The organism is Nocardia spumae (assembly GCF_020733635.1).
Lineage (GTDB): Bacteria > Actinomycetota > Actinomycetes > Mycobacteriales > Mycobacteriaceae > Nocardia > Nocardia spumae.
In genome coordinates this window covers 2814330-2835795 of the sequence record NZ_JAJFZL010000001.1, presented here as the reverse complement: position 1 = coordinate 2835795, position 21466 = coordinate 2814330, and the positions used below count along the sequence as shown (strand labels likewise).

22 protein-coding genes are annotated in these 21466 nt (G+C 67.9%); 14 read left to right on the top strand and 8 right to left on the bottom strand.

What is annotated here, in order from left to right; all coding sequences use genetic code 11:
• Positions 1-6: 6 nt before the first annotated feature.
• Positions 7-1236: a dihydrolipoamide acetyltransferase family protein gene (locus LKD76_RS12470; RefSeq protein ID WP_227981277.1), complete on the top strand. Its 1230-nt coding sequence runs from the start codon at positions 7-9 to the stop codon at positions 1234-1236.
• 113 nt (positions 1237-1349) lie between these two features.
• Here the strand turns inward: LKD76_RS12470 and LKD76_RS12465 are convergent, their stop codons facing one another.
• On the bottom strand, positions 1350-2291 hold the full coding sequence (locus LKD76_RS12465) for a decaprenyl-phosphate phosphoribosyltransferase (RefSeq protein WP_227981275.1): 942 nt from the start codon (positions 2289-2291) through the stop codon (positions 1350-1352).
• Between the two features lie 393 nt (positions 2292-2684).
• On the opposite strand from LKD76_RS12465, the gene LKD76_RS12460 reads away from it, so the two are divergent.
• The 4 genes from LKD76_RS12460 to LKD76_RS12445 are packed head-to-tail and all read left to right on the top strand — an operon-like array spanning position 2685 to position 9161.
• The gene (locus LKD76_RS12460) at positions 2685-4634 is read left to right on the top strand and encodes a cellulose biosynthesis cyclic di-GMP-binding regulatory protein BcsB (protein ID WP_227981273.1); all 1950 of its coding nucleotides are present in this window, start codon (positions 2685-2687) and stop codon (positions 4632-4634) included.
• Positions 4631-6052: a DUF3488 domain-containing protein gene (locus tag LKD76_RS12455; protein ID WP_227981272.1), complete on the top strand. Its 1422-nt coding sequence runs from the start codon at positions 4631-4633 to the stop codon at positions 6050-6052. Before LKD76_RS12460 ends, LKD76_RS12455 begins: the two co-directional genes overlap by 4 nt.
• Complete coding sequence (locus LKD76_RS12450; RefSeq protein WP_227981270.1) at positions 6046-7518, top strand: glycosyltransferase; 1473 nt, start codon at positions 6046-6048, stop codon at positions 7516-7518. Before LKD76_RS12455 ends, LKD76_RS12450 begins: the two co-directional genes overlap by 7 nt.
• The gene (locus LKD76_RS12445; RefSeq protein WP_227981268.1) at positions 7515-9161 is read left to right on the top strand and encodes an ArnT family glycosyltransferase; all 1647 of its coding nucleotides are present in this window, start codon (positions 7515-7517) and stop codon (positions 9159-9161) included. The genes LKD76_RS12450 and LKD76_RS12445 overlap by 4 nt, the downstream gene beginning before the upstream one ends.
• A gap of 14 nt (positions 9162-9175) precedes the next feature.
• Here LKD76_RS12445 and LKD76_RS12440 read toward each other — a convergent pair whose 3' ends face one another.
• Positions 9176-9985 (bottom strand): alpha/beta fold hydrolase, encoded by an 810-nt coding sequence (locus LKD76_RS12440; protein ID WP_227981266.1) that lies wholly within the window; start codon positions 9983-9985, stop codon positions 9176-9178.
• A gap of 288 nt (positions 9986-10273) precedes the next feature.
• Here LKD76_RS12440 and LKD76_RS12435 point away from each other — a divergent pair, with 288 nt between their 5' ends.
• Entirely contained in the window at positions 10274-11146 is an 873-nt protein-coding gene (locus LKD76_RS12435) for a helix-turn-helix domain-containing protein (RefSeq protein ID WP_227981264.1), read from the top strand.
• 40 nt (positions 11147-11186) lie between these two features.
• Positions 11187-12305, top strand: coding sequence for a serine hydrolase domain-containing protein (locus LKD76_RS12430; protein ID WP_227981262.1), 1119 nt, complete (start codon positions 11187-11189; stop codon positions 12303-12305).
• Between the two features lie 92 nt (positions 12306-12397).
• Here the strand turns inward: LKD76_RS12430 and LKD76_RS12425 are convergent, their stop codons facing one another.
• Both LKD76_RS12425 and LKD76_RS12420 read right to left on the bottom strand, forming a co-directional pair.
• On the bottom strand, positions 12398-13600 hold the full coding sequence (locus tag LKD76_RS12425) for a lipid-transfer protein (protein ID WP_227981256.1): 1203 nt from the start codon (positions 13598-13600) through the stop codon (positions 12398-12400).
• Positions 13593-14015, bottom strand: a complete 423-nt coding sequence (locus LKD76_RS12420; protein ID WP_227981254.1) for a Zn-ribbon domain-containing OB-fold protein — start codon at positions 14013-14015, stop codon at positions 13593-13595. Before LKD76_RS12420 ends, LKD76_RS12425 begins: the two co-directional genes overlap by 8 nt.
• Before the next feature lie 156 nt (positions 14016-14171).
• On the opposite strand from LKD76_RS12420, the gene LKD76_RS12415 reads away from it, so the two are divergent.
• A complete protein-coding gene (locus LKD76_RS12415) occupies positions 14172-14942 on the top strand; it encodes a GTP-binding protein (protein WP_227981251.1) in 771 nt (256 codons plus the stop codon).
• A gap of 30 nt (positions 14943-14972) precedes the next feature.
• On the opposite strand, the gene LKD76_RS12410 is transcribed toward LKD76_RS12415, so the two are convergent.
• Both LKD76_RS12410 and LKD76_RS12405 read right to left on the bottom strand, forming a co-directional pair.
• Complete coding sequence (locus LKD76_RS12410) at positions 14973-15326, bottom strand: winged helix-turn-helix transcriptional regulator (RefSeq protein WP_227981249.1); 354 nt, start codon at positions 15324-15326, stop codon at positions 14973-14975.
• A 2-nt stretch (positions 15327-15328) separates the two neighbouring features.
• Positions 15329-15715, bottom strand: coding sequence for a hypothetical protein (locus LKD76_RS12405; RefSeq protein WP_227981248.1), 387 nt, complete (start codon positions 15713-15715; stop codon positions 15329-15331).
• A 353-nt stretch (positions 15716-16068) separates the two neighbouring features.
• On the opposite strand from LKD76_RS12405, the gene LKD76_RS12400 reads away from it, so the two are divergent.
• The 5 genes from LKD76_RS12400 (at position 16069) to LKD76_RS12380 (ending at position 19289) form a co-directional block, all read left to right on the top strand.
• Entirely contained in the window at positions 16069-16824 is a 756-nt protein-coding gene (locus tag LKD76_RS12400) for a class I SAM-dependent methyltransferase (protein WP_227981247.1), read from the top strand.
• 277 nt (positions 16825-17101) lie between these two features.
• Positions 17102-18067, top strand: coding sequence for a DUF389 domain-containing protein (locus LKD76_RS12395; RefSeq protein WP_227981245.1), 966 nt, complete (start codon positions 17102-17104; stop codon positions 18065-18067).
• A 109-nt stretch (positions 18068-18176) separates the two neighbouring features.
• Positions 18177-18407: a LapA family protein gene (locus tag LKD76_RS12390; protein ID WP_227981244.1), complete on the top strand. Its 231-nt coding sequence runs from the start codon at positions 18177-18179 to the stop codon at positions 18405-18407.
• A 103-nt stretch (positions 18408-18510) separates the two neighbouring features.
• Positions 18511-18909 (top strand): SHOCT domain-containing protein, encoded by a 399-nt coding sequence (locus LKD76_RS12385; protein WP_308188523.1) that lies wholly within the window; start codon positions 18511-18513, stop codon positions 18907-18909.
• 71 nt (positions 18910-18980) lie between these two features.
• The gene (locus tag LKD76_RS12380) at positions 18981-19289 is read left to right on the top strand and encodes a hypothetical protein (protein ID WP_227981243.1); all 309 of its coding nucleotides are present in this window, start codon (positions 18981-18983) and stop codon (positions 19287-19289) included.
• Between the two features lie 30 nt (positions 19290-19319).
• On the opposite strand, the gene LKD76_RS12375 is transcribed toward LKD76_RS12380, so the two are convergent.
• The gene (locus LKD76_RS12375) at positions 19320-19949 is read right to left on the bottom strand and encodes a hypothetical protein (RefSeq protein ID WP_227981242.1); all 630 of its coding nucleotides are present in this window, start codon (positions 19947-19949) and stop codon (positions 19320-19322) included.
• Between the two features lie 52 nt (positions 19950-20001).
• On the bottom strand, positions 20002-20457 hold the full coding sequence (locus LKD76_RS12370) for a hypothetical protein (protein ID WP_227981240.1): 456 nt from the start codon (positions 20455-20457) through the stop codon (positions 20002-20004).
• Between the two features lie 166 nt (positions 20458-20623).
• Between LKD76_RS12370 and LKD76_RS12365 the strand changes: the two genes are divergently transcribed.
• Positions 20624-21439, top strand: a complete 816-nt coding sequence (locus tag LKD76_RS12365; RefSeq protein ID WP_227981239.1) for an SDR family NAD(P)-dependent oxidoreductase — start codon at positions 20624-20626, stop codon at positions 21437-21439.
• Positions 21440-21466: the final 27 nt, after the last annotated feature.

Sequence of the window (21466 nt, the reverse complement as noted above, 5' to 3'; positions counted from 1 at the left end):
ATCCCTTTGCCCGACATCACCATGCCCCGGCTCTCCGACACCATGGAGGACGGCGTCGTCGCGAACTGGCTCAAACAGGTCGGCGATACCGTCACCCGCGGCGAAGTCCTCGCCGAGATCGAGACCGACAAGGCCCTCATGGAACTCGAGGCCTACGACGACGGGGTCCTCGAACGGATCATCGCCGTCGTGGGAACCCGCGTTCCCATCGGTGAGCCGATCGCCGTCGTCGGCGACGGCAGCGGAGCCGACACGACCCCGGCGCCCACCGGTGCGGCAGCCACCGCGGCCGCGGCGCCGTCACCGGCCGCACCCGCGGCCACCGCACCCGACGGCCGGCACAAATCCTCACCCCTGGCCCGCAAGATCGCTCGCGAGCTCGGTGTCGACATCACCGCTGTCACCGGAACCGGCCCCGGCGGGCGGGTAACTCGTCACGACGTCGAAACCGCGCACACGGCAACCGTTTCCGGTGTTCCGGAGAGCCACACGCCGGAGACTCCGGTGTCGGCGGCCGTCGATACCGCCACGGTCCCGGTGGCCGGCGACTACGACGAGATCCCCTTGACCAGCATTCAGCGAGTGTCGGCCGTACGGCTCACCGAGAGCAAACAACACGCGCCGCACATCTACCTGACCAGCGCGATCGACGTGACCGATCTGCTGGCGTTCCGCGCGCGGATCAACGAGACGCTGGCCGAGGCGGGGGCGGGCAAGGTCAGCGTCAACGATCTGCTCGTCAAGGCTGTCGCTGTCACCCTGCGGGCGAACCCGGCCGTCAATGTCTCCTTCGGCGGGGACACCCTGTTGCGGCACCGGGGAATTCACCTGGGCGTCGCGGTCGCCACCCCCGCCGGTCTGCTGGTTCCCGTGATCCGCGACGCCGATCTCAAACCGGTGTCCGCCATCGCCACCGAGACCCTGGACAAGGCGCGGCGGGCACGCGATCGCAAACTGCGGGCCGAGGAGATGAGCGGCGGTACCTTCACCATCTCCAATCTCGGCATGTACGGCATCGAACATTTCACCGCCGTCATCAACCCACCCGAATGCGCCATCCTGGCCGTGGGCGCCGCGACCGACGAACTCCGGCTCGACGGTGACGATGTGGTGAGCCGGAAGATCCTGCGCGTCACCATGTCCGCGGATCACCGCGCGATCGACGGCGCGGTGGCCGCGCAATTCCTCGCGCAATTGAAAGACCTGATCGAACACCCCCTGCGGATTGTGACCTAGCCGCTACCGCGCACGTCACAACCCCGAAGCCGGGCAGCGCGGTCGAAGACCCATCGCCCCGCTGCCCGGCTTCACCCCTTCGCCGCCGCGACGACGATCGGTCCGACGCCCGGTCAGTGGTAGACGGCGATGAGCAGCGCCACGATCCACACCAGGGCCAGCAGTTGCAGGCGGGCGCTGTGCAGGGCGATCTCCTCGGGTTCGTCTGCCTCCGCCCCGTCGATCGATACGGCGTAGCGCAGCACGGCCATGGTGAACGGGATCAGCGACAGTTCGAACCAGATGCTGTCGGAGCGGGCGGGTTCGAAGGCCCACAGGCTGTAGAAGACGACCAGAGCCGTCGCCGCCATGGTCCACACGAAGCGCAGATAGGTGGGGGTGTAGTACTGCAGCGAGGCACGCATCCGAGCACCGGTGTCGCGGGCGATCATCAACTCCGCGTAGCGTTTTCCCGCGGCGACGAAAACCGATCCCGAGGCCGTCACCAACAGGAACCACATCGACAACCGAACCTCGGCCGCGACGCCGCCCGCGATCGCTCGCACCAGAAATCCTCCGGCGACGAGGCAGATGTCGATGACCGCGACTTCGGTCAGCGCGAGCCAGTACGACAACTGCATCGCGATGAACATCGCGGTCACGAAGGCGAGCTGCCAGGACACGGCCAGCGAGACGAGGACCGCCGCGGCGAGTAGTACGGCCCCCAGCACGCAGGCCACCGGTGCCGGCACGAGTCCTGCCGCGATCGGTCGATAGCGGCGAGCGGAATTCGCGCGATCGGATGACGCGCCGACCGTGTCGGCGATCAGATAGATACCCGATGAGGCCACGCAGAAGACCGCGAAAGCCACCGCGACCCGGCCGACAGCCGCCGCGTCGACGATGTACTCACCGGTGACGACATTCTTTCCGGCAGGCACGAGCGCGGCCAGCACCAGGAGATTCTTCACCCACTGGCGCGGCCGCAGGGCCGCGACGAGTGCGGCCGCCACCGAGCCCGCGGGCCGGGTCCGCGCCGCCGTCATCGGATCGGGATGCGTCGGTTCCTCGCTCATCGGCATCCCCGCTGCCGGCGTCGCATTCGCCGATCTCGCGCCGAGGGTGCGGTCCGGCGAGGTCGCTCGCCGAAGACACGGCGCGTGATGATCGTTACCGTATCCACCCCTCGCACAGTAGCTAATCAACAGCAATAATCACCCTTAGTTTGCCATTCCGCCTGCAGTACCGTTCGCCCGAACGACCGCCGTTGGCCGCTCACCGGGCTCCGGATCCAGCGATCGACGGCGTTGCGCCCCGGAAACCAGCACTCCACCAGTAGCATCCGGGTCGGACGGATCCCATGCGTCCGGTTTGCGGCAACCCGGCCACCGGGACCGCATCGACGGCCACCCGTCCCCGCTGCCTGTGTTCGGAAAGTGTGCGTTCGCTGATCCACGAGAGGGCCGCCGATGCCTATAGCCAAGCGATTGCTCAATCTCGTTGCGGCCGGGGCAGCGCTGCTGACCTTCATCCCGATATCCGCTGTGGCACAACCGCCCGCGGCGACATCGAATGACACACCGCTGGTCGTGGATTCACGCGCGCTCGGACTGGGCGACACGGTGGCCCTGCGCGGCACCCAGGACCAGCGCTCCCTCACCATCCCCGTCCCGCCCGGGCTGACACCGTCCACCCTGAGCCTGCAGGTCGATATGCCCGCCAATGTCGCCCGCGGCTGGATCGAGGCCCGCTCCGGTGATCTCACCTCGGCCCGCGCCGAACTGCCCGCGGGCCCGGCCACGTCGGTACCGCTGACATTGCCGCTGACCGGCATCCCGGTCGATCGCCAGGCGGCGTCGATCACCCTCGACGTATCACTGCTTCCGCGCGACGGCCTGTGCCCGGACGTCTGGTACGACCACAGCGTGGTGCTGCGGAATCTGCGATTCGGATTCAGTGGCGCCCCGGAACTGCCGACCGTCATCGCCGACTTCCTCCCACCGTTGCTGCAGCGCCTGCGGATCGCGATTCCCGCGCAGCCCGACGCACAGGAAATCGACGCCGCCCTGCAACTCGATGCCGCCGTCGTCGCGCACTACGGCACCCAGCCGGTCCGCGTGGTCACCGAAGCACTGGCCGGAAATTCGAACACGCCGGCCGAGCCGGACGGCCCCTTCGATCGCACCGTCGTCATCCGGCGCGGGCCGAGCGCGGGCACGAATCTGACGCCGATGCCGAGTGGACCGCCCGCACTGCTGGTCACCGGGGAAGGCGAGGCGCTCATCGACCAGGCGCGGCTGATCACCAGCGATGTCTCCGCGGTCGCCGTCGATACCGGCGCGGTGGCCGGTTCCATCGACCAGCCGCCGGTCCTCGCACCCGCGAGCACCACCCTCGGGCAGCTCGGCGCGGGCACGCTCAGCGCCACCTCCCACGGACAGGTGTCGGTCGAATTCGGTGTGGACCAAACCCATCTCGGCCGCAACGCACACAACATCCGGGTGCTGTTGTCCGGCACCTACACCCCGCCGCCGCCGACCCAGAGCGGGCTGCTCACCGTGATGGTCGGCGACCGGGTCGTGACCAGCTGGGCGGCCGAGAGCTCCGGCCGCATCCAGCGCTGGATCGACATCCCCGACGATGTCCTGGCTCGCACCACCACCGTGGCGGTGACACTGCAGACCACCGGCGGTACCGCCGGTTGCGGCCTGGACCTGCCACTGACGCTCACGATCTTCCCGGAATCGCAGGTCACCAGCGAGGCGTCACCGAGCGGTCCGCCGTTCGGGTTCCAGGCGCTGCCGCAGGCGCTGCTGCCGAGTGTGAACGTCGCCGCCGACGGCCACGGCTACGACGACGCCGCGCGCGCGATCACCCTGATCGCCGCACAGCAGCGGCTCACCTCGACCCGACTGGATCCACGGTGGGTGACGATGTCGGAGGCCACCGATTCCTCCCATCCGGCGATCCTCATCGCAGGGCAGGGCCGGGTACCGGACGGCATCACACTGCCGCTGTCGGTGTCGACGAACAACACGGTGCGCCTGACCCACCCCGACGGTGGCACCACCGAGATCAAGGTCGACGCGTTCGAGAAGTACGCCTCGATCCAGACGCTCCACCAGAATGAGCGCGAACTGCTGGTGGCGACCTCCGACTCCGGTCCGGCGGAACTGGATCGGACGCTGGCGTGGCTGGATGCGCAGTCGTCGGGATGGGCGAATCTCTCCGGCGATCTGATCTTCACGGTGCCCGGGCGTGATCCGGTGGAATTGAGCCTGCCGCACAGCACCTCGAAGACCTCCACCTCCTCGGGGTTGTCCTCGACCGCGGTGACCGTGCTGGTGATCGCCGCGGCGCTGCTGGCACTCGGAGTACTGATCGCCGTCATCGTGGCATGGCGGCGGAGTACCCGATGAATACCCGCGCGGCGGCGTGGCGCTGGGCGCTCATCGCGGCCGCGACCGGCGCCGGGTTCTGGCAGACCTGGGTCAGCGTGTGGAAATCGGCCGTCGACGGTGGCTCGATCGGCTACATCGTGTTCATCCCGATCCTGGCCGCGCTCGTCGGCTTCGGCGTGGCCCATCGGCCGCGGCGCGGCCCGCTGATCCAGGATCGCCAGACCGATGTGATCGTCGGCCTGGTCGTGCTGGTGATCGCGCTGTCGGTCGAGCGAATGCTGGTGCCGCGCTTGACCCCCTACTACTTTCTGCTGAACCTGGATGTCCTCGCGGCCTGGCTGTTCGTCGTCTTCGCGGTGATCCTGCTGTTCGGGCTGCGACCGGTCACCACGTACTGGCAGGTGGTCGTGTTCGCGCTGGTGGCATGTCCGCTGGTGTACCGGGTGCTGGCGGTCGCGCTGGGCGGTGGGCGCTTCGCCTACGGCTTCGCGATGGTGATCTTCTCGGCGGCGGCGGTGGCCTTCGCCTGCGGCCGGGGCCGCGGCGCGCTGATCCTGTTCGGTCTCTGCCTGGGCGTGGGGGCTGTGGCGATCGCGATCGCGATACAGCCGAAGCCGGTGACCTTCGTCCTACAACTGGTCGCCACCATCGTCACCGTCGCGGTCGGAACCGCCTGGTGGGCGGTCGCACGAACGCGGCGGTCGGGCTCGATCGGCGCGGCGCGCCCGGTGTCGCTGCCGCGCGCACTGCGCGCCGCCATCCTGGTCCCCGTCGCCTGTGCGTTGTTCGCGCTCATCCCGCTGCCCGCGCAGGCCACCTCCGAACCAGCGGCCGGACCACCGTGGACCGGTGATCCGGGGTTGGTCGTCCCGGCGGGATGGGTCCAGTTGTCGGTCGAGCCCTACGACTGGGCAGGACACTATTTCTCCTCCCGCGATGCCTCCCTGGTGCGTCAGACCATCCGCACCCGGGAACCCGATCCGCAGTGGGATTCACTGGGGCGCAATCGAACCGCGCAGATCGATGTGCTGACCGTCAGCAATCCGGTAGCCCTCGAGGTCACGCCGATACGGATGAGTTACGACCTGTCCCACGGCCGGATCAGCGAATCGGTACCGGTGGACGTCGGCCGCGGGATCACCGCCGACATGTCCACCGTCGTCGACGACAACCTGCTACTGACCTGGACCAACCTGAGTTTCGAATGGGCCCGCGCCGACAAGCGGATCCAGCGGGTCACCATCGTCACGGTCGACAATCACGAACCCGATGCCTACTTCCCCGAACCGGTGCCCTCCCCGACCGGCAATGTCGGCGAATTCCTGGAGCTGATGTTCCGCGGGGTGGCGGCGGTATCGGATACGCGCTCGGAGTTCAAGGACCGCGATCTGGTCGAGACCCTGGGCCGGGAACTGGTCGAGGTGCAGAAATGGTGAGCGAGAACGACAGTCGCGCCGCCCCCGGGGTCGAGGCCGCCCTGCACAAGGCGATTCACGGTCTGCGCGAAGCACATCCGGACGCGTCGGCCGCCGTGGTGCTCTACCCCTGGCAGCGCGCCGTGTTGATCGCCGCGCTGGTCGTCACGATCGGGTGCGCGATCGTCTTTCCCCTCCCCACCCTGATCACGCTGACGTTCCTGTCGACCTTCTTCTACGTGTGGACGCTCGTCGACCGCCTGATCCTGTTCTATCGCGGACTCGACGGGCGCACCATCATCCGCGTCTCCGACGAGGAGGCGCTGGCCTTCCCCGATTCCCGGCTACCGACGTATACCGTGCTCGTCCCGGCCTACGACGAGCCGAACATCATCACCCAATTGGTGACCAATATCGGAGCCCTGAACTATCCCGGGGACAAATTGCAGGTACTGCTGCTGCTCGAGGCCGACGACACACCGACAGTGGAGGCCGCGCGCGGGATGAGCGCCGATTTCGGCATGACGATTCTCGAAGTGCCGCCGTCGGATCCGCGCACCAAACCCAAGGCATGCAACTTCGGACTCGAATTCGCCACCGGCGAGATCATCACCATCTACGACGCCGAGGACAATCCCGATCCGCTGCAACTGCGCCGCGCCGCGGTCGCGTTCTCCCGGCTGCCGGACGACACCGCGTGCGTGCAAGCCAAGCTCGCCTTCCACAACGGCGGTCAGAACCTGCTCACCGCATGGTTCACCGCCGATTACGCGCTGTGGTTCAACTTCGTGCTCCCCGGTCTCATGCGCGGCTCGAGTCCGATTCCGCTGGGTGGCACGTCCAATCACCTCCGGCGCGCCGTCCTGGACCGGATCGGCTCGTGGGATCCCTACAACGTCACCGAGGACGCCGATCTCGGGGTGCGGATCGCGGCCTCGGGATATCGCACCGCGGTGCTGGATTCGACGACGCTGGAGGAGGCCAACAGCGACGCCATCAACTGGATCCGGCAGCGCTCGCGCTGGTACAAGGGCTACCTCCAGACCTGGCTGGTGCACACCCGTGCCCCGGTCCGGCTGTGGCGCGCCCTGGGCCCGATCGGTTTCGGCCGGTTCACCACACTGCTGGCGGGCACGCCGATCATCGCCTGTATGAACATGGTGTTCTGGCTCATCACACTGGCGTGGATTCTGGGACAGCCCAGCGTGATTCAGCAGGAGTTCCCCGCCTACGTGTACTTCCCGGCGCTGTTCTGCCTGGTATTCGGTAATACGGCGATGCTGTACATGAATCTCGTCGCCTGCCGGGAAACCAGGCATGCCGCGTTGATCGTGGCGGCGCTGACCACCCCGCTGTACTGGCTGCTGATGAGCGTGGCGGCGATCAAGGGCACCTATCAGCTGATCAGCAGTCCCTCCTACTGGGAGAAGACCGTGCACGGGCTGCCCGGTTCCGGAGAGGGGCCGGCGGAAGGCGAACCGACATGAAATCCGCGTCCCGGTGGCTGTTCTGCGGTACGACGCTGATCTACGTCGCCGCCGGCCTCTACCTCGCCTTCGTTCCCGGCTTCTTCCTCGGCGACTCGCTCAGCCGGGTGGCGACCGCGCGCAGTGTGATGTTCAGCAGGAATCCGCATCTGGCCGCGATCGGATTCATATTCACCCCGTTGACGGCGGTCACGCAACTGCCGGTCGTGTACTTCAGCCAGTGGTGGACGGTGGTGACCGAGCGCGGGGTGAGCGCGGTTCTGATGTCGGCGCCGTTCATGGCCGGCGCGGTCGTGCAGATCTATCTCCTCGGCCGCGACCGGGGACTGCCGTCCTGGCTGGTCTGGGTCGCCACCGCCGCCTTCGCACTCGATCCGATGGTCGTGTTCTACGCCGCGAACGGTATGAGCGAGGCGCCGTTCCTGTTCCTCGTGATCTGGGCGGCGCGACGGCTGATCCGCTGGTGCCACACCGACGACGTGCACGATCTGTGTCTGGCCGGCTGCGCGTTCGGCATCGCCTACCTGGCCCGCTACGACTCGCTCGCCGCCGCGGGCGCCGCGACCCTCTTCGTCATGGGCGTCACCGTATTTCGCTCGAACCGCCGGACCCGCCGCGGCCGGATCGTCGAGGCCCTGCTGGACGGGGTCATCATCGCGATGCCGTCGGCGGTCGCCTTCCTCGGCTGGGCGTTCGCGAGCTGGATCATCACCGGACAGGCCTTCCAGCAACTGTCGTCGGGCTACGGCAATGCCAGCATTCTGGCGCAGAGCGGGGGTGGCGCCTCGACACCGCTGTACGGGCTGGCGTTCAGCCTGGCCGAGATCGTCGTCATGGGCCCGTTCCTGCCGGTACTGATTCCGGTGGTGGCGGTGCTGGCCTGGCAGCGCCGCGATCTCGAGGTGGTGGCCGCGGCGGTGGTGTTCGGCGCCATCATGATCTTCGCGATCCGCAATTACATGACGGGCAGCACCTTTCCGTTCCTGCGGTTCTATTTCGCGGCGCTGCCGTGGATGGTCATCCTGATCTACCAGGTGTACCCCGCACGGGGTCAGCAGCGGGCCCGCCGCCCCGGCCGCTATCGCCGGATCCGGGTTTCCGGCACCGAGCGCCGCGGGCCCGTCCTCGCCACGGTGACGGTGCTGATCCTGGTCACCACCCCGATCGTGACCGGTGCGCTGATGACCTCACCCACACTGTCGGATCAGCAGTACGCCCTCGAGGCCATCGTCCATCCCGAACCCGAGAACACCTCGCCCGAACATCTGCGAGAACTGCACATCATCGCCTCCTTCAGCACCGAACGCCACCTGGCGCGATACATCGACTCCCTGCACCTGCCCGACTCCTCGGTACTGATGGACACCGTCTACGGATTCTCGGTCTACACCGCGACCACCCGCCCGCAGACCTTCGTCATCCCGTCGGACCAGGATTTCGTCGATATCCTCAACAATCCGTCCGGCAGCGGGATCCGCTATATCCTCAGTGTTCCCAATGCCGGGCGCGGCGCCTCCGACGCGATCAACCGCCGCTTTCCCACGCTCTACGACACGGGTGCCGAGATCGCGTCACTGGAGTTGGAAGTGCCCAACGACGGCGACGATCTACCAACCTGGCGGCTGTACCGGGTGACGGGATGAGCCGGCGACCTGCCCTAGACTCCGTTCGCCGCCGCCACGATCACATCGGCTACCACGGCGGGCTGGGATACCAGCGCCACGTGTGACGCCTGCACCTCGCTGGTGTGGGCACCGATCCGGTCGGCCATGGACCGCTGTGCCGCGGGCGGGATCACGGTGTCACCGGCGGACACCAGATACCAGCTCGGCGTGCCGGACCAGGCGGGCGGCCCGGAGAGCTCGAGATTCGCCGAGGCCGCGATGGATTTCTGATGGGCCAGCATGGTGGCCGCGGTGGCATCGCTGACATCGGGTGCGAAAACCTGGTGGAACGATGCGTCGGCGATATAGGCGTCGACGTTGCGGCCCACCGCGGTGCTCGAATCGTCGACGACCTTCATCTGCAGCGCGGGTGGCAGCAACTGACTGCCGGGGTACTGAATCGGATTCAGTGCCAGCGCCACGGGCTCGCCCTGGGCGGGCGCGAACGCCGCCACATAGACCAGCGCTTTCACATTCGGATTGTGCGCGTTCGTGATCACCGCGCCACCGTAGGAGTGGCCGACCAGCACCACCGGGCCGGAGATGCCCGCGAGCGTCTTCTCGATCGCCGCGGCGTCGTAGGCGGGGCCGCGCAACGGGTTCTCGGGCACAACCACCCGATATTCGCGTCCCCGCAAATTTTCGGCGACACCATCCCAGCTCGTGGTGTCGGCGAATGCGCCGTGGACCAGCACGATCGTCGGCATCGACTGAGCAGTCGCGGGCCCGACCGCTGCCACAACGAAACCGGCGATCAGTGCGAATACCGCCGACACTGCGCGCGCGAAACGGCTAATTCTCATCACATGTCCCTTCGTCGCTACACCAGCGGGCTTACAGACGAGGACCGGCAACGCATTGGCAACAACGCCTGGAGCGACGATAGTCCACCGCGCACCGGCAGGCAGGGCGATCCGAGCGATCCGGCGGATTCTCCGGAGATCGCAATTTCTATCGCTGGGCCGGACGCACCGACCACCCGTACTTCCCGCCCATCCAGCGATGGCGCGATCGAATCCGGATATCTGGGCGGCGCGTGTTCTCCCCGACGCGCTCCGGTCCACGATCGGCGGCTGCGTAACCTCGATGAGGTGGCAGTTGTACAGATCGGCCGCGAGCGCGGCGGCGCGTGGGATTTCGCCGGCCCGGGCGATTCCGGCTCCTCGGGTGCCGGGATGATCGGTTACCGCGATATCGGCGGCGCCGGGCTCGATCTGCGAGTCGCAGGGACGACCGCGATCACGGTGGTGATCGGATTCGGGGATCGCGAACTCATCGTCGACGACGCCGAGGGCCACAAGGAACTCGGCGGCTTCGCCGTCGGCCTGCCGGTCGAGGCCATGCGCATTCGCGGCGAGCGGGCCGAGTGCATCGAGGTTCGCTTACCGCCGGCGCGGGCGTATTCGCTGCTGGGGATCCCTCCGGCCGAGCTGGGGCGCGGCGTGGTCGACCTCGACGATCTCTGGGGTGGACGGGCCCTGCACCTGCGGGAGAGGCTGGGGGCCGCCCGGAGCTGGGACGAGCGGTTCGCCGTGACGACAGCGTTTCTGGCACAGGGTGACCGGCCGACCCGAACCCTGGACCCCGAGGTCCTCGCCGGGTGGGATCGGATCCTCACCACCCGTGGCCGGGTGCGGATCGGTGAACTGGCCGAATCCCTCGGATGGAGCGCCAAGCGGCTGTCGGTGCGGTTCGAGTCGCAGATCGGCCTGCCGCCCAAGCGTGCGGCGATGCTGGCCCGGTTCCGCCACGCGGTCGACGGTCTGCTCGCCGGGCAACCCGCTGCCGATGTCGCCGCGACCTGCGGGTACTCCGATCAGGCGCATCTATGCCGCGATATGTCCCTGTTCACCGACCACACCCCGGGGGCACTGACAGCGCATTATCGGCCTGCCATCGCCCGCGATCGCTATCGGGCCTGGGGGAAATTCTTCCAATACGGGACCGGACCGCTCGATCGATAGTGGTGTGCACCGCACCCCATCGACTACGAGAGGACATCTCGTGACCAGCACCCTCGATTCGGCGACACTGCAGAGCGCCCTGGAGGCCGTCCAGCGCGCCGGTATTCCCGGACTCTTCGCCGAGGTACGCGACCGCGGCCGGATCTGGCGAGGCGCCGCCGGAGTCGCCGATCTCGACACCGCCCGCCCGGTCGGCGCCGAGATGCGTCACCGCGTCGGCAGCATCACCAAGACCTTCACCGCCGCCGCGGTGTTGCAGCAGGTCGACAACGGCGCCATCGCGCTCGACACGCCGATCGGGCATTACCTGCCGCACCTGGTTCCCGGCCCTCGCGGCGGGGAGATCACGGTCCGGATGTTGATCAACCACACCAGCGGCCTCGCCGAATATCTTCCCCGCGCCTATCCCTCCCTCGCGGCCTTCCCCGCGCTGGCGGACACCACACCGAAAAGCCTGGATGACAACCGATTCACCCGGTTCCGGCCGGCCGAGCTGATAGAGATGGGTGTCTCAGCGCCCGCGACCGGAGCCCCCGGTAGCACACCGGGGGTGTATTCGAACACCAATTACCTACTGCTGTGCGAACTCCTGGAGTCGGTCACCGGCATCGCGGCGGCGAAATACATCACCGGCAACGTCATCGAACGCGCCGGGCTGTCCGGCACCGAGCTCCCGGACGGTCCCGACATCGCCGGACCGCATGCGCTGCACTACGAATCATGGTTCGGCATGATCGATCCGCCTCGCGACTACAGCGTCTACGACATGTCGTGGGTGGGCCCCGCGGCATCGCTGATATCGACCGTCGCGGATCTGAACCGGTTCTTCGGCCTCCTGCTGGCCGGCGACATCATCAGCCGATCGTCACTGGCTCTGATGCAACAGACCGTCCCGGTCATCTCCTTCGAGGGCAAGATGATCGAGTACGGTCTCGGCCTGCACAAGACGACCCTGCCCGGTCACGGCACCTTCTGGGGGCACGACGGTTCCGTCTGGGGCGGCGGAGCGATATCGATGACCAGCGCCGACGGCACACGACAGCTGTCGGTCGCGGTGAATCTGCAACGCTGGAACCGCCTCGATTCCACGGGAACACCGCGGCCCCATCCCATCGACGGCGCCCTGCAGAGCTTCATCCGGTCGGCGCTGTGCGGCTGATCGCCGCCGGCCCACCGCGTCGCGGCCGCGACAGCCGGAGTTGAGAGCCCCGAAAACCCGGGCAGTGCCCGGGTTTTCGGGGTGAACGGATATCAGCGGGTGGCGATGATGGCCGATCCGTGACCGAACAGTCCCTGATTCACCGCGATACCGGCCCGGGCGTTGTCCACCTGGCGGCCGTCGGCCTGGCCCCGCAACTGCCAGGTGAGCTCGCAGATCTGCGCGATGGCCTGCGCGGGAATCGCCTCTCCGAAGCAGGCCAGACCACCACTGGGATTCACCGGCACCCGGCCGCCCACAGTCGTTGCGCCGCTGCGCAACAGCTCCTCGGCGCCGCCGATCTCACACAGCCCGATATCCTCGTACCAGTCCAGTTCCAGCGCGGTGGACAGGTCGTAGACCTCCGCCAGGGACAGATCCGACGGCCCGATCCCGGCCTCCTCGTACGCGGCGTTCGCGATAGCGGAACGGAACGTCGGCGGCGCGGCGTCGAAGGCCACGGCGGAGTCCGTCGCGAAGTCCGGCAGGTCGAGAACGGTTTTCGGGAACGTCGGCGTGACCGTCGACAGCGCACTGATCCGGACCGGGTCAGTGATGCCGTGGCGGCGGGCGTAATCCATCGACGTCAGCACCAGCGCGGCGCCGCCGTCACTGGTCGCGCAGATATCGAGCAGACGCAGTGGATCCGACACGATCGCCGAGGCGGCGACCTCCTCGGCCGACACCTCCTTGCGGTACCGGGCGTACGGGTTGTTGAGGCCGTGCTTGGCGTTCTTCACCTTGACCGCGGCGAAATCGTCGAGCGTGGCACCGTGCAGCGCCATCCGCCGGCGGGCGTAGAGCGCGAAATAGATCGGGTTGGTGGCGCCGAGCAGGTGGAAGCGCAGCCAGTCCGGATCGTCGCGGCGCTCGCCGCCGACCGGCTGGAAGAACCCCTTCGGAGCGGCATCCGCGCCGACCACCAGCGCCACATCGGTCAGGCCGGCCAGGATCTGGGCACGCGCGTTGGCGATGGCCTGCGCACCGGAGGCGCAGGCGGCATAGCTGCTCGAGATCCGTGCGCCCGACCAGCCCAGGGCCTGGGCGAACGTCGCACCCGACACGAAACCGGGGTAGCCGTTGCGGATGGTGTCGGCCCCGGCGATGTAGCCGACGTCGCGGTGGTCCACGCCGGCGTCGGCCAGCGCCGCGCGTGCCGCGACCAGGCCGTATTCGACGAAGTTGCGTCCCCACTTGCCCCACTGGTGCATACCCGCACCGAGGACGGCGATATCGCGATCATTGGTGTCAGGCATCGACCGGCCTCCACATCCACACCGTGTGCTCCGCTTCCTCGTCCTCGTACAGCACGCCGAGGGTCAGTTCGACCGGCATGCCGACGGCCAGGTCGTCCACGGTGAGGCCGCGTACGACCTGCCCGAGAATCACCATCTGCTCGACCTCGAGCTCGACCGCCGCGACGACGTAGGGCTCGAACGGGTCGGGCGCGACATAGGGCGGCGGCGGCTTGTACCGGGCGTCCGCGTACGACCAGATCCGGCCACGCGTCGAGAACAGGTATTCGGCCAGCTCCGAGCCGTCCTTCGGACTCGCGCACTGCGGGTTGCGGCAGGCCAGCGTGTTTCGCGGGAAGTACGGTGTGGCGCACACATCGCAGCGACTTCCCACGAGACGCACCGCGCCGTCGTCCGCGGTGAACCAATCTGCCACCGCAGGTCGTTGTTCTTTCTGCACAGACCCCACGGTATAGGAACACGTTCTATTTTGGGGATGGAAATCCACTCCGTGGACGGACGCGCGCGGGTACGGTGAGTGGATTCGGGACGCGACCGGACCCGCGAGTCGATCTGGAGTATCACCACGCCGATGGGCACCAAAGCCATTGACCCGCAGACGATCCGCAATGTCACGATCATCGGGGAACCCGATGCGACGAACCGAATCGCCCCTCGCCTGCATCGTCGATTCACCGAGACCGGTTCCGGCACGATCCAGTGGACGACCGACCGCGTCGATCACACGATCCACCTCACCGAGCTGTCGAGCCGGGCCCCCCTGGCGGAGCTGGAGCGGTCCATCCGGGTGGCCGACGGAGTGATCGCGGTCGTGCACGCCGCCGAGCGGCGCGCCCCGCGGTCGCAGACGCTACTGCGGGTCGCCGACGACCATCAGGTCGCACGGATGTGCCTGGTGACCGGACTCGACGACGTCGACGCCGACTTCGACCGCAGCGTCGCCACGATCGCCGATACGCGCGGGGCGGTGCCGCTGACGGTGCAGATTCCCGTCGGCGCCGGCACCGGATTCGGCGGCGTCATCGATCTGGTCTCGATGTGGGCACTGGAGCCGATGGGCGTCGAATTCTTCGGCCCCCATTGGGCTCTCGCCGAGCAGCGCTATCGTGATCTGGTCGCCACCGTGTCCGCACAGGACGCCAGGTATTCCGGCCCGGGCGCGATCCCACCCGACCGGTTGCGCGACCGCATCCGCGGCCTCACCCGCATCGGCGAGGCCGTCCCCGTACTGTGCGACGCCACGCCGAGAGTCGACGACGTCACCCCGCTCCTGGACGCCATCGTCCGGTACCTGCCGTCCCCCCTGCACGTCTGCCAACCCGAACACGCCCTGGACTACTGACTCGCGTCCAACCGGGCGCGGGCGAGAACCTCACGGCCGGGCTTCGTCGGCATCGAGCACGTGCGCCCAGTTCTCGGCCCACGCCGTGACCGGTTGCAGCGCCTCGACGAGTTCGCGTCCCAGCGTCGTCAGGACGTACCCGTCGGCGTGTTCGACCAGGCCGGCCGCGGTGAGTTCGTGCAATCGCCTGGTCAAGACGCTGGATGAAACCTCACCGCACACCGCGCGCAGGGCGCGGAAGGTCAGCGGGGTCTCGGCACGATCGAGTTCCCAGAGCACGCGCAGCACCCATCGTCGCCCGACCAGATCGAACAGGGCCATGACCGGCCGCCCGGCCGTCGAGCCGCGGACCTGCCGTCCCGGTCGCGGGATGTCGGCGGCCACCCTCACCCCACCGATTCGGGCAGCGGCGAATCCCGCAGCCGCTCGGCCATCATCGCCATCGCCTCGCGTAGTGCGCGATAGGGCCGCAGATACAGCGTCACGTGGCCGAGCCCGCCGCCCGCCTCGTGTTCCTCGCGGATCATGCCGTGCAGTTCACTACCGGCGGCCCGCGCGGTGAAGGCGAACACCGCATCGCGCTCATCGCGCCACCGCGCGCTCTCTTCGACACTGTCGAGAACCGTCGCGATCAGGCCGAGCACATGCGCGGCATTCGCCCGCCCGCGATAGTCGGCGACCGGACTGGAGAAGGTCGCGTTCTCGGTCAGCACGGTCGCCAGCTGCGAGATGTCGCGGAACCGCCAGGCATCGAGAACCACACTATCGATCATGCCTCTACAATAGAGGCACAGCGGTGGACGCCGAAGTCCCCCGGCCGGATTCGACTCGCGGGACGCGAGCCGAATCCGTCGCGTTCACCAGCCGGAGCCGGAGCCACCCGATCCGGTGTTGGCAAGGATGGTACCGATGACCATCTGCGCTAGACCGGCCACTGAGCCAAGAAATTCCACGGTGTCCTCCGACTTTCTCATCGCCGATCGTCCGGCGTAGCCAGAACTTAGCCGACAGAACTTATGAAAGGTGTGTATTTCATAAAACTCGCAACCGGGACACCTGGAGGCGCTCCACCTGCCGTATCGACCGCCGACCCCGGGACCGAGCGCCGGCTGGCAGAATCTGCCACATGGACCGCTCGTTCGACGACCTGATATCCGAGGCGTCGGCGGCGCCGGTGGCGGGCTGGGACTTCGCCTGGCTCGACGGACGCGCCACCGAACAACGCCCGTCCTGGGGGTACCAGCGGCAGATGAGCGCCCGCTTGTCGACGGCGACCGCCGCACTCGACATCCAGACCGGCGGCGGCGAAGTCCTCGCCGAGGCAACGAAGTTCCCGCCGACGATGGTGGCCACCGAATCGTGGGCACCGAATATCGCCGAGGCGACCGCGCTGCTGCATCCGCGCGGCGTGGTCGTCGTCGCCGATCCGGACGAGCCGCCGCTGCCGTTCGCCGACGCGGCGTTCGACCTGGTCACCAGTCGCCATCCGGTCACCGTGTGGTGGGACGAGATCGCCCGGGTGCTGCGACCGGGCGGGACCTATTTCGCTCAGCACGTCGGCCCGGCCAGCGTTTTCGAGCTCGTCGAATACTTCCTCGGCCCGCAGCCGCGGGCACGTCGCGCACGCGACCCCGACGACGAGGCCGCGGCGGCCCGCGACGCCGGGCTGCGCATCGTCGACCTGCGCACCGAGCGGCTGCGGATGGAGTTCGCCGATATCGGCGCGGTGGTCTACTTCCTGCGCAAGGTGGTGTGGATGGTCCCCGGCTTCACCGTCGACGTCTATCGCGACCGGCTTATGCTGCTCCACAACGAGATTCGCGAACACGGGCCGTTCGTGGCCCACTCCAGCCGTACCCTGATCGAAGCCCGCACACCGTAGTCGCACCGACCGGAGCCGACGATGCCGGGACGTCGGTGGCGCGGGATCTCGGCCGGGGGTATCACCGTCCGGAAGGGGCCGGACGGATCCCGACCGTCCCCCGCCGCGCCCGATGCCGGATCACCCGGATCGGGCGATGTCCGAACTCACCGGCGCTTCTAACCTCGATCCTGGACAGCGATCCGCTGCCGACGAGTCACCGGATCCGGCACCGCGGACAGGCCTTTCGGCGGATGGCGAAGCCGCTGCCATCGATATCGGCACGGAAGGACCTGTCGTGCACCATCTGCTGCCCACCAGCCAGCGTCGTACTCTCGACGAACTCACCGACCGTCTGGACCTGTCCACCGGCGACACCGGCGCCAAGCGGTCCGCATTCTGGATGATGCTCGTCCTCTCGGCGATCATCGCCATCTCCGGCGTTGTCGGAGACTCCACCGCGACAGTGATCGGCGCGATGATCGTGGCACCGTTGTCGGTGCCGATTCTGGGAATCGGCTTGGGGATCGTCACCGGTCGGGCCCGACTCATCGGACGCAGCGTGCTGCTGGTCCTGGCCGGGATCGGAGTGGTCGTCGTCCTCGGATACCTGTTCGCGCAGTTGCTACCGAATCCGGTCGACGTGCTGTCGAATTCGCAGGTGGTGGGTCGCACGTCGCCGAAACTCATGGATCTGACCGCGGCGTTGGCGACCGGGCTGGTGGCCGCGGTAGCGATCACCCGCCGCGATGTCGGCGATGTACTTCCCGGCGTCGCCATCGCCATTTCCCTCGTTCCACCGCTGGGCGTGGTCGGCGTCTGCCTGGGATCCGATGCTCCCGCCCTGGCCCTGGGCGCTTTCGTACTCTTCGCATCCAATGTGCTGGCCATGATCATCACCACGACCGTCGTGCTGGTGATCGCCGGATACGGCCGCGACGAAGACGCCGCCATCCGCCGCGGCCGGGCCTACGCCGTCTTGGCGATCGCTCTGCTTCTGGTGGTCGTCCCGATGACGGTGAACTCACTGACATCGTTGTGGGCACGCCAGATCTCCGACGCCGCGCAGAGCTGGCTGCAGCAGATCCCGGGCGCCGAGGTCACCGACGTCACCCTCCACAGCGATACCGCCACGGTGTCGGTTCTCGGCCCCCAGCAGCTGCCGCCGGTCGCACAGCTGCAGCGCTCGGTCGACGATCTGGTCCCCTGGAATCCGACGGTGGTCGTCGTGCACACGGTCGGCAGCCGGGGCGGTGATCGTTGAGCCCGGGACGGTCCCCGGATCATCCGCGGTGGGTGATGCCGATCCGGACGATCGGTTCGACACTGATCGTCGTGACCGCGCACCACCTCGACATTCCCGGAGGATCGCGATGACTTCGAGGCCGAAAACATCCGTACTGTCCAGGATTTCCGCGGCCCAGTGGGTCGCGATCGTCCTGGCGGTGCTGGCCGTCATCTTCGTCGCGCAGAATCACCACCGCGTCGACATCAATATCCTGATGGTCACCATCGCCTCGCCGATGTGGCTGGTACTGCTGGTGATGTTCGTCGTCGGATGGCTGGCCGGGCTGCTGACCCGGCGCTCACGCCGGGAGCGGTGAGCCGGCGGTCATTCGGCGGGCTTCGTGCGGCCGTCGTCAGCCGATGCCTTCTCACCCGAATCGGATGAGCCGCGGCAGTGCCGGAATCGGAACAATGCCGGATATGACTGCCGACAATGTGGGTCCCGTGGAACTGGCAGTTCCGGTAATGGTGTTTCGAGCAGGACGTATCGGGCGGCCGGGACTGCTGGGCACGGTGGCGCGGACCGCGGTGGTCGCCGGCACGGCCAGCGCCACCGCCACCGCGGTCAACCGCCGCGCCCAGCGCCGAGCGGCCGAACAGCAGGCATACACCGACCAGCAGGCCTGCACCCAACAACAGGCTTACGCACCCGAACCCGCGCGGTACTACGCGCCGCCGCCCGCCGCACCGGCTCCCGCGGCAGCCGCCGGGCCCGGTGACGATCCGGTCGCCGAACTGCAACAGCCGGGCGAACTGCATCGATCCGGCGTACTCTCGGACCAGGAGTTCGCGGCCACCAAAGCTCAACTGCTGCAATGATCTTCGTCTACCTATCCGGCCCGCGACGCAGCGGAGCCGACCGACCCCGATAGTGCAACCTGGGGGTTGTCATGAACGTGATGACACACGGCAACTTTCGGCGAACCGTACGGCAACGGTCGTGGCGCGCACCGGGTCCGGCCCGCCCCGCGACCGTCGGGCTGCTCCTGCTGATACCGGCCCTGGCCGCGATCGGCCCGCTCGGCGCGGCACTGCTGATTCGCCACCACAACGCCGGCATCGGACCCGGCACCGCGGCGCTGACCACTCTGCTCGCCGCCACCGCGGTCCTGGTGGCCATCGCCGTGGTCGCCCTCACGATGGCATGGCATCACGCTTCGGTCCGGCATCGCCTGCGACACGACCGCCACGCCCGCTAGCGACGATCGCACACCGGGCTCTCGCCCGCACTACCCGTGCCGGGCCCGGTCGATCTCGCGGCCCAGGCAGGTCAGTGAGCCGTAATGCCCGTGCCTGCCGTGGACGAGTTGGTGGGCGAGGATCTCGTTCTTGTCGAGCGCATCGATCTCCGCGAGTTCCGCGAGATACCGGTGCAGGTCCCGCTTTCCGGGCGCGTCGCCCCACCCGTTGGTGCCGGCGTAGTCGATTCCTTCGAGGATCTTGCGATGCCGTTCCGGTCGAGTCGTCATGTGAATCCGTCGTTCCACCAGATTCAGCGCGCCGATCTCATCGGCCCAGAAGCCACAGGAGAACGACGGGTCTTCCACCACGACGACGGGATTGTCACGGGTGTACCTGCGGGCCAGCTCGAGTTCTTTCAGCCCGGGCGCGCACACCAGAGCGGGATGGCCGTACGCGAGGGCGGACTGGTTCGCATTTCGTGGAGTGAGAACTGTCCGATTCCGTGAGAATCGTTGTAGTGGCCCCGAAACGCCCAGAACCCGCTTCTCCGGGAGGATGACGATCGCGGCCTCGTCCGCGCCGACACGTTTCAGAAACCCGGCGGCGAGCTCTACTGCCGGATCCAACCCCATATCGGTGTCGAACGGGATGTATGCAGCCCGAGGCAAGGTAGCCATGTCAGAACAATCTCACCCCCGGCCGACACTGTTACCGATCGGTGACGCCCCATCAGCCGAGCGCGGGCTCACAGACCGCGTCGGCGCGGGGCCGCTTCCCGGCCGCCCGCGAGGCATCGTCGGCATCGGTCGTCTGCGTCGCGCGCAGCAATCCGGCCAGCGCGACACTCGCCCGCGGAGTGCGTGCCACGGCATCGGAGAGCAGTGCCAGATCCGCCGCGATATCGGCACTGTGCACCGACTCGCGGATCTCTCCCCCCGCGGCCGCCGACAGCGTCGAGGTCATCGCCCGCAGTAGGGGCGCCAGCTCGGGGGCCGGCTCGGATTCGAGCACACCCACCGTGATTCGCAGGGTGCTCGCCAGGGCGTCGGCCATCCGCCGGATCCGCTCCGGGGACCCCCCACGCCACGCGTCCAGCGACATCACCACCACCGGCGACTCCGGATCGCCCGCGGGGCTCATCCGCAGCTCCAACTCGCCCGGGGCGAGTGGCAGTCCTTCGCCCACCCCTCGATCCTGGCATCATCCTCCGCGCGTGACGCGGGGGAGTTCGTCCGATCAACGGCAACCGCATGCCTCACGGCCGGGTGAGGTGATACAACCGGCCGGTGAGTCCTCCACGCGCTCGGTCACTTTCGAGCGCGGTCCCAGGAGGGTCGGAAGGAGATCAACCGTGCAGGTCGCGGGAAAAGTATTCGTCGTCACCGGCGCCGGCAACGGCATCGGGCGGTGCGTCGCCACGGAACTGGTGCGGCGCGGGGCGGTTGTCGCGGGGGCCGACCTCGACGAGCAAGCGCTGGCCGCGACGGCGGAGCTGGTCGGTGATCGGACGCGGTTCTCGGCTCACCGCCTCGATATCGGGGACCGCGAGGCGGTGCGGGCCTTTCCCGAAACGGTGCTCGCCGCGCACGGGCAGATCGACGGCCTGTTCAACATTGCCGGCATCGCCCAGCAGTTCCAGACGGTGGCCGAGGTCGACGACGACCGCATCGACACCCTGATGCGAGTGAACTTCTTCGGCGCGGTGTGGATGTGCCGGGCCTTTCTCCCGCACCTGCTGCGGCGGCCCGAGGCCGTTGTCATGAACACCTCGAGTATGTCGGCGCTCGTCCCGGTGCCGGGCTCGACCCTGTACGGCGCGTCCAAGGCCGCGCTGGCACTGTTCGGATACGGCCTGTCCCAGGATCTGCGTGGGCGCTCGAACGTCACGGTGACCACGGTGGTTCCGGGCACGGTGTGGACCGATCTCGTGCGCGCGAGCGCGGCCCAACTGGGAGCGCCTGAAGCGGTGGCGAGAGTTTTCGCCGCCGCGCCCGTGCGGGTGGCTCGCCGCATGGTCGACGCCACCCTGAAGGGCCGGGGCCGGGTGGTGATCGGCAAGGACGCCCACGTCTACAACGTCGTCCGCCGCGTCAGCTTCCGTGCCGCCGATCGGCTCGCCTACCTGCAGGTCGGCAAGATCTTCTATGCCCGCCGAAGCGGATCGTGAGGTGGAGACCATCCTCACCACGGCCGT

Bases quoted from the DNA above. Each gene is read 5' to 3' on its own strand.
- LKD76_RS12385 (WP_308188523.1), top strand. From the start codon at position 18,511: ATGACTGCCGACAATGTGGGTCCCGTGGAACTGGCAGTTCCGGTAATG.
- LKD76_RS12440 (WP_227981266.1), bottom strand. From the start codon at position 9,985: ATGAGAATTAGCCGTTTCGCGCGCGCAGTGTCGGCGGTATTCGCACTG.
- LKD76_RS12465 (WP_227981275.1), bottom strand. From the start codon at position 2,291: ATGAGCGAGGAACCGACGCATCCCGATCCGATGACGGCGGCGCGGACC.
- LKD76_RS12375 (WP_227981242.1), bottom strand. From the start codon at position 19,949: ATGGCTACCTTGCCTCGGGCTGCATACATCCCGTTCGACACCGATATG.
- LKD76_RS12445 (WP_227981268.1), top strand. From the start codon at position 7,515: ATGAAATCCGCGTCCCGGTGGCTGTTCTGCGGTACGACGCTGATCTAC.
- LKD76_RS12450 (WP_227981270.1), top strand. From the start codon at position 6,046: ATGGTGAGCGAGAACGACAGTCGCGCCGCCCCCGGGGTCGAGGCCGCC.
- LKD76_RS12380 (WP_227981243.1), top strand. From the start codon at position 18,981: ATGAACGTGATGACACACGGCAACTTTCGGCGAACCGTACGGCAACGG.
- LKD76_RS12400 (WP_227981247.1), top strand. From the start codon at position 16,069: ATGGACCGCTCGTTCGACGACCTGATATCCGAGGCGTCGGCGGCGCCG.
- LKD76_RS12455 (WP_227981272.1), top strand. From the start codon at position 4,631: ATGAATACCCGCGCGGCGGCGTGGCGCTGGGCGCTCATCGCGGCCGCG.
- LKD76_RS12425 (WP_227981256.1), bottom strand. From the start codon at position 13,600: ATGCCTGACACCAATGATCGCGATATCGCCGTCCTCGGTGCGGGTATG.
- LKD76_RS12415 (WP_227981251.1), top strand. From the start codon at position 14,172: ATGGGCACCAAAGCCATTGACCCGCAGACGATCCGCAATGTCACGATC.
- LKD76_RS12405 (WP_227981248.1), bottom strand. From the start codon at position 15,715: ATGATCGATAGTGTGGTTCTCGATGCCTGGCGGTTCCGCGACATCTCG.
- LKD76_RS12460 (WP_227981273.1), top strand. From the start codon at position 2,685: ATGCCTATAGCCAAGCGATTGCTCAATCTCGTTGCGGCCGGGGCAGCG.
- LKD76_RS12390 (WP_227981244.1), top strand. From the start codon at position 18,177: ATGACTTCGAGGCCGAAAACATCCGTACTGTCCAGGATTTCCGCGGCC.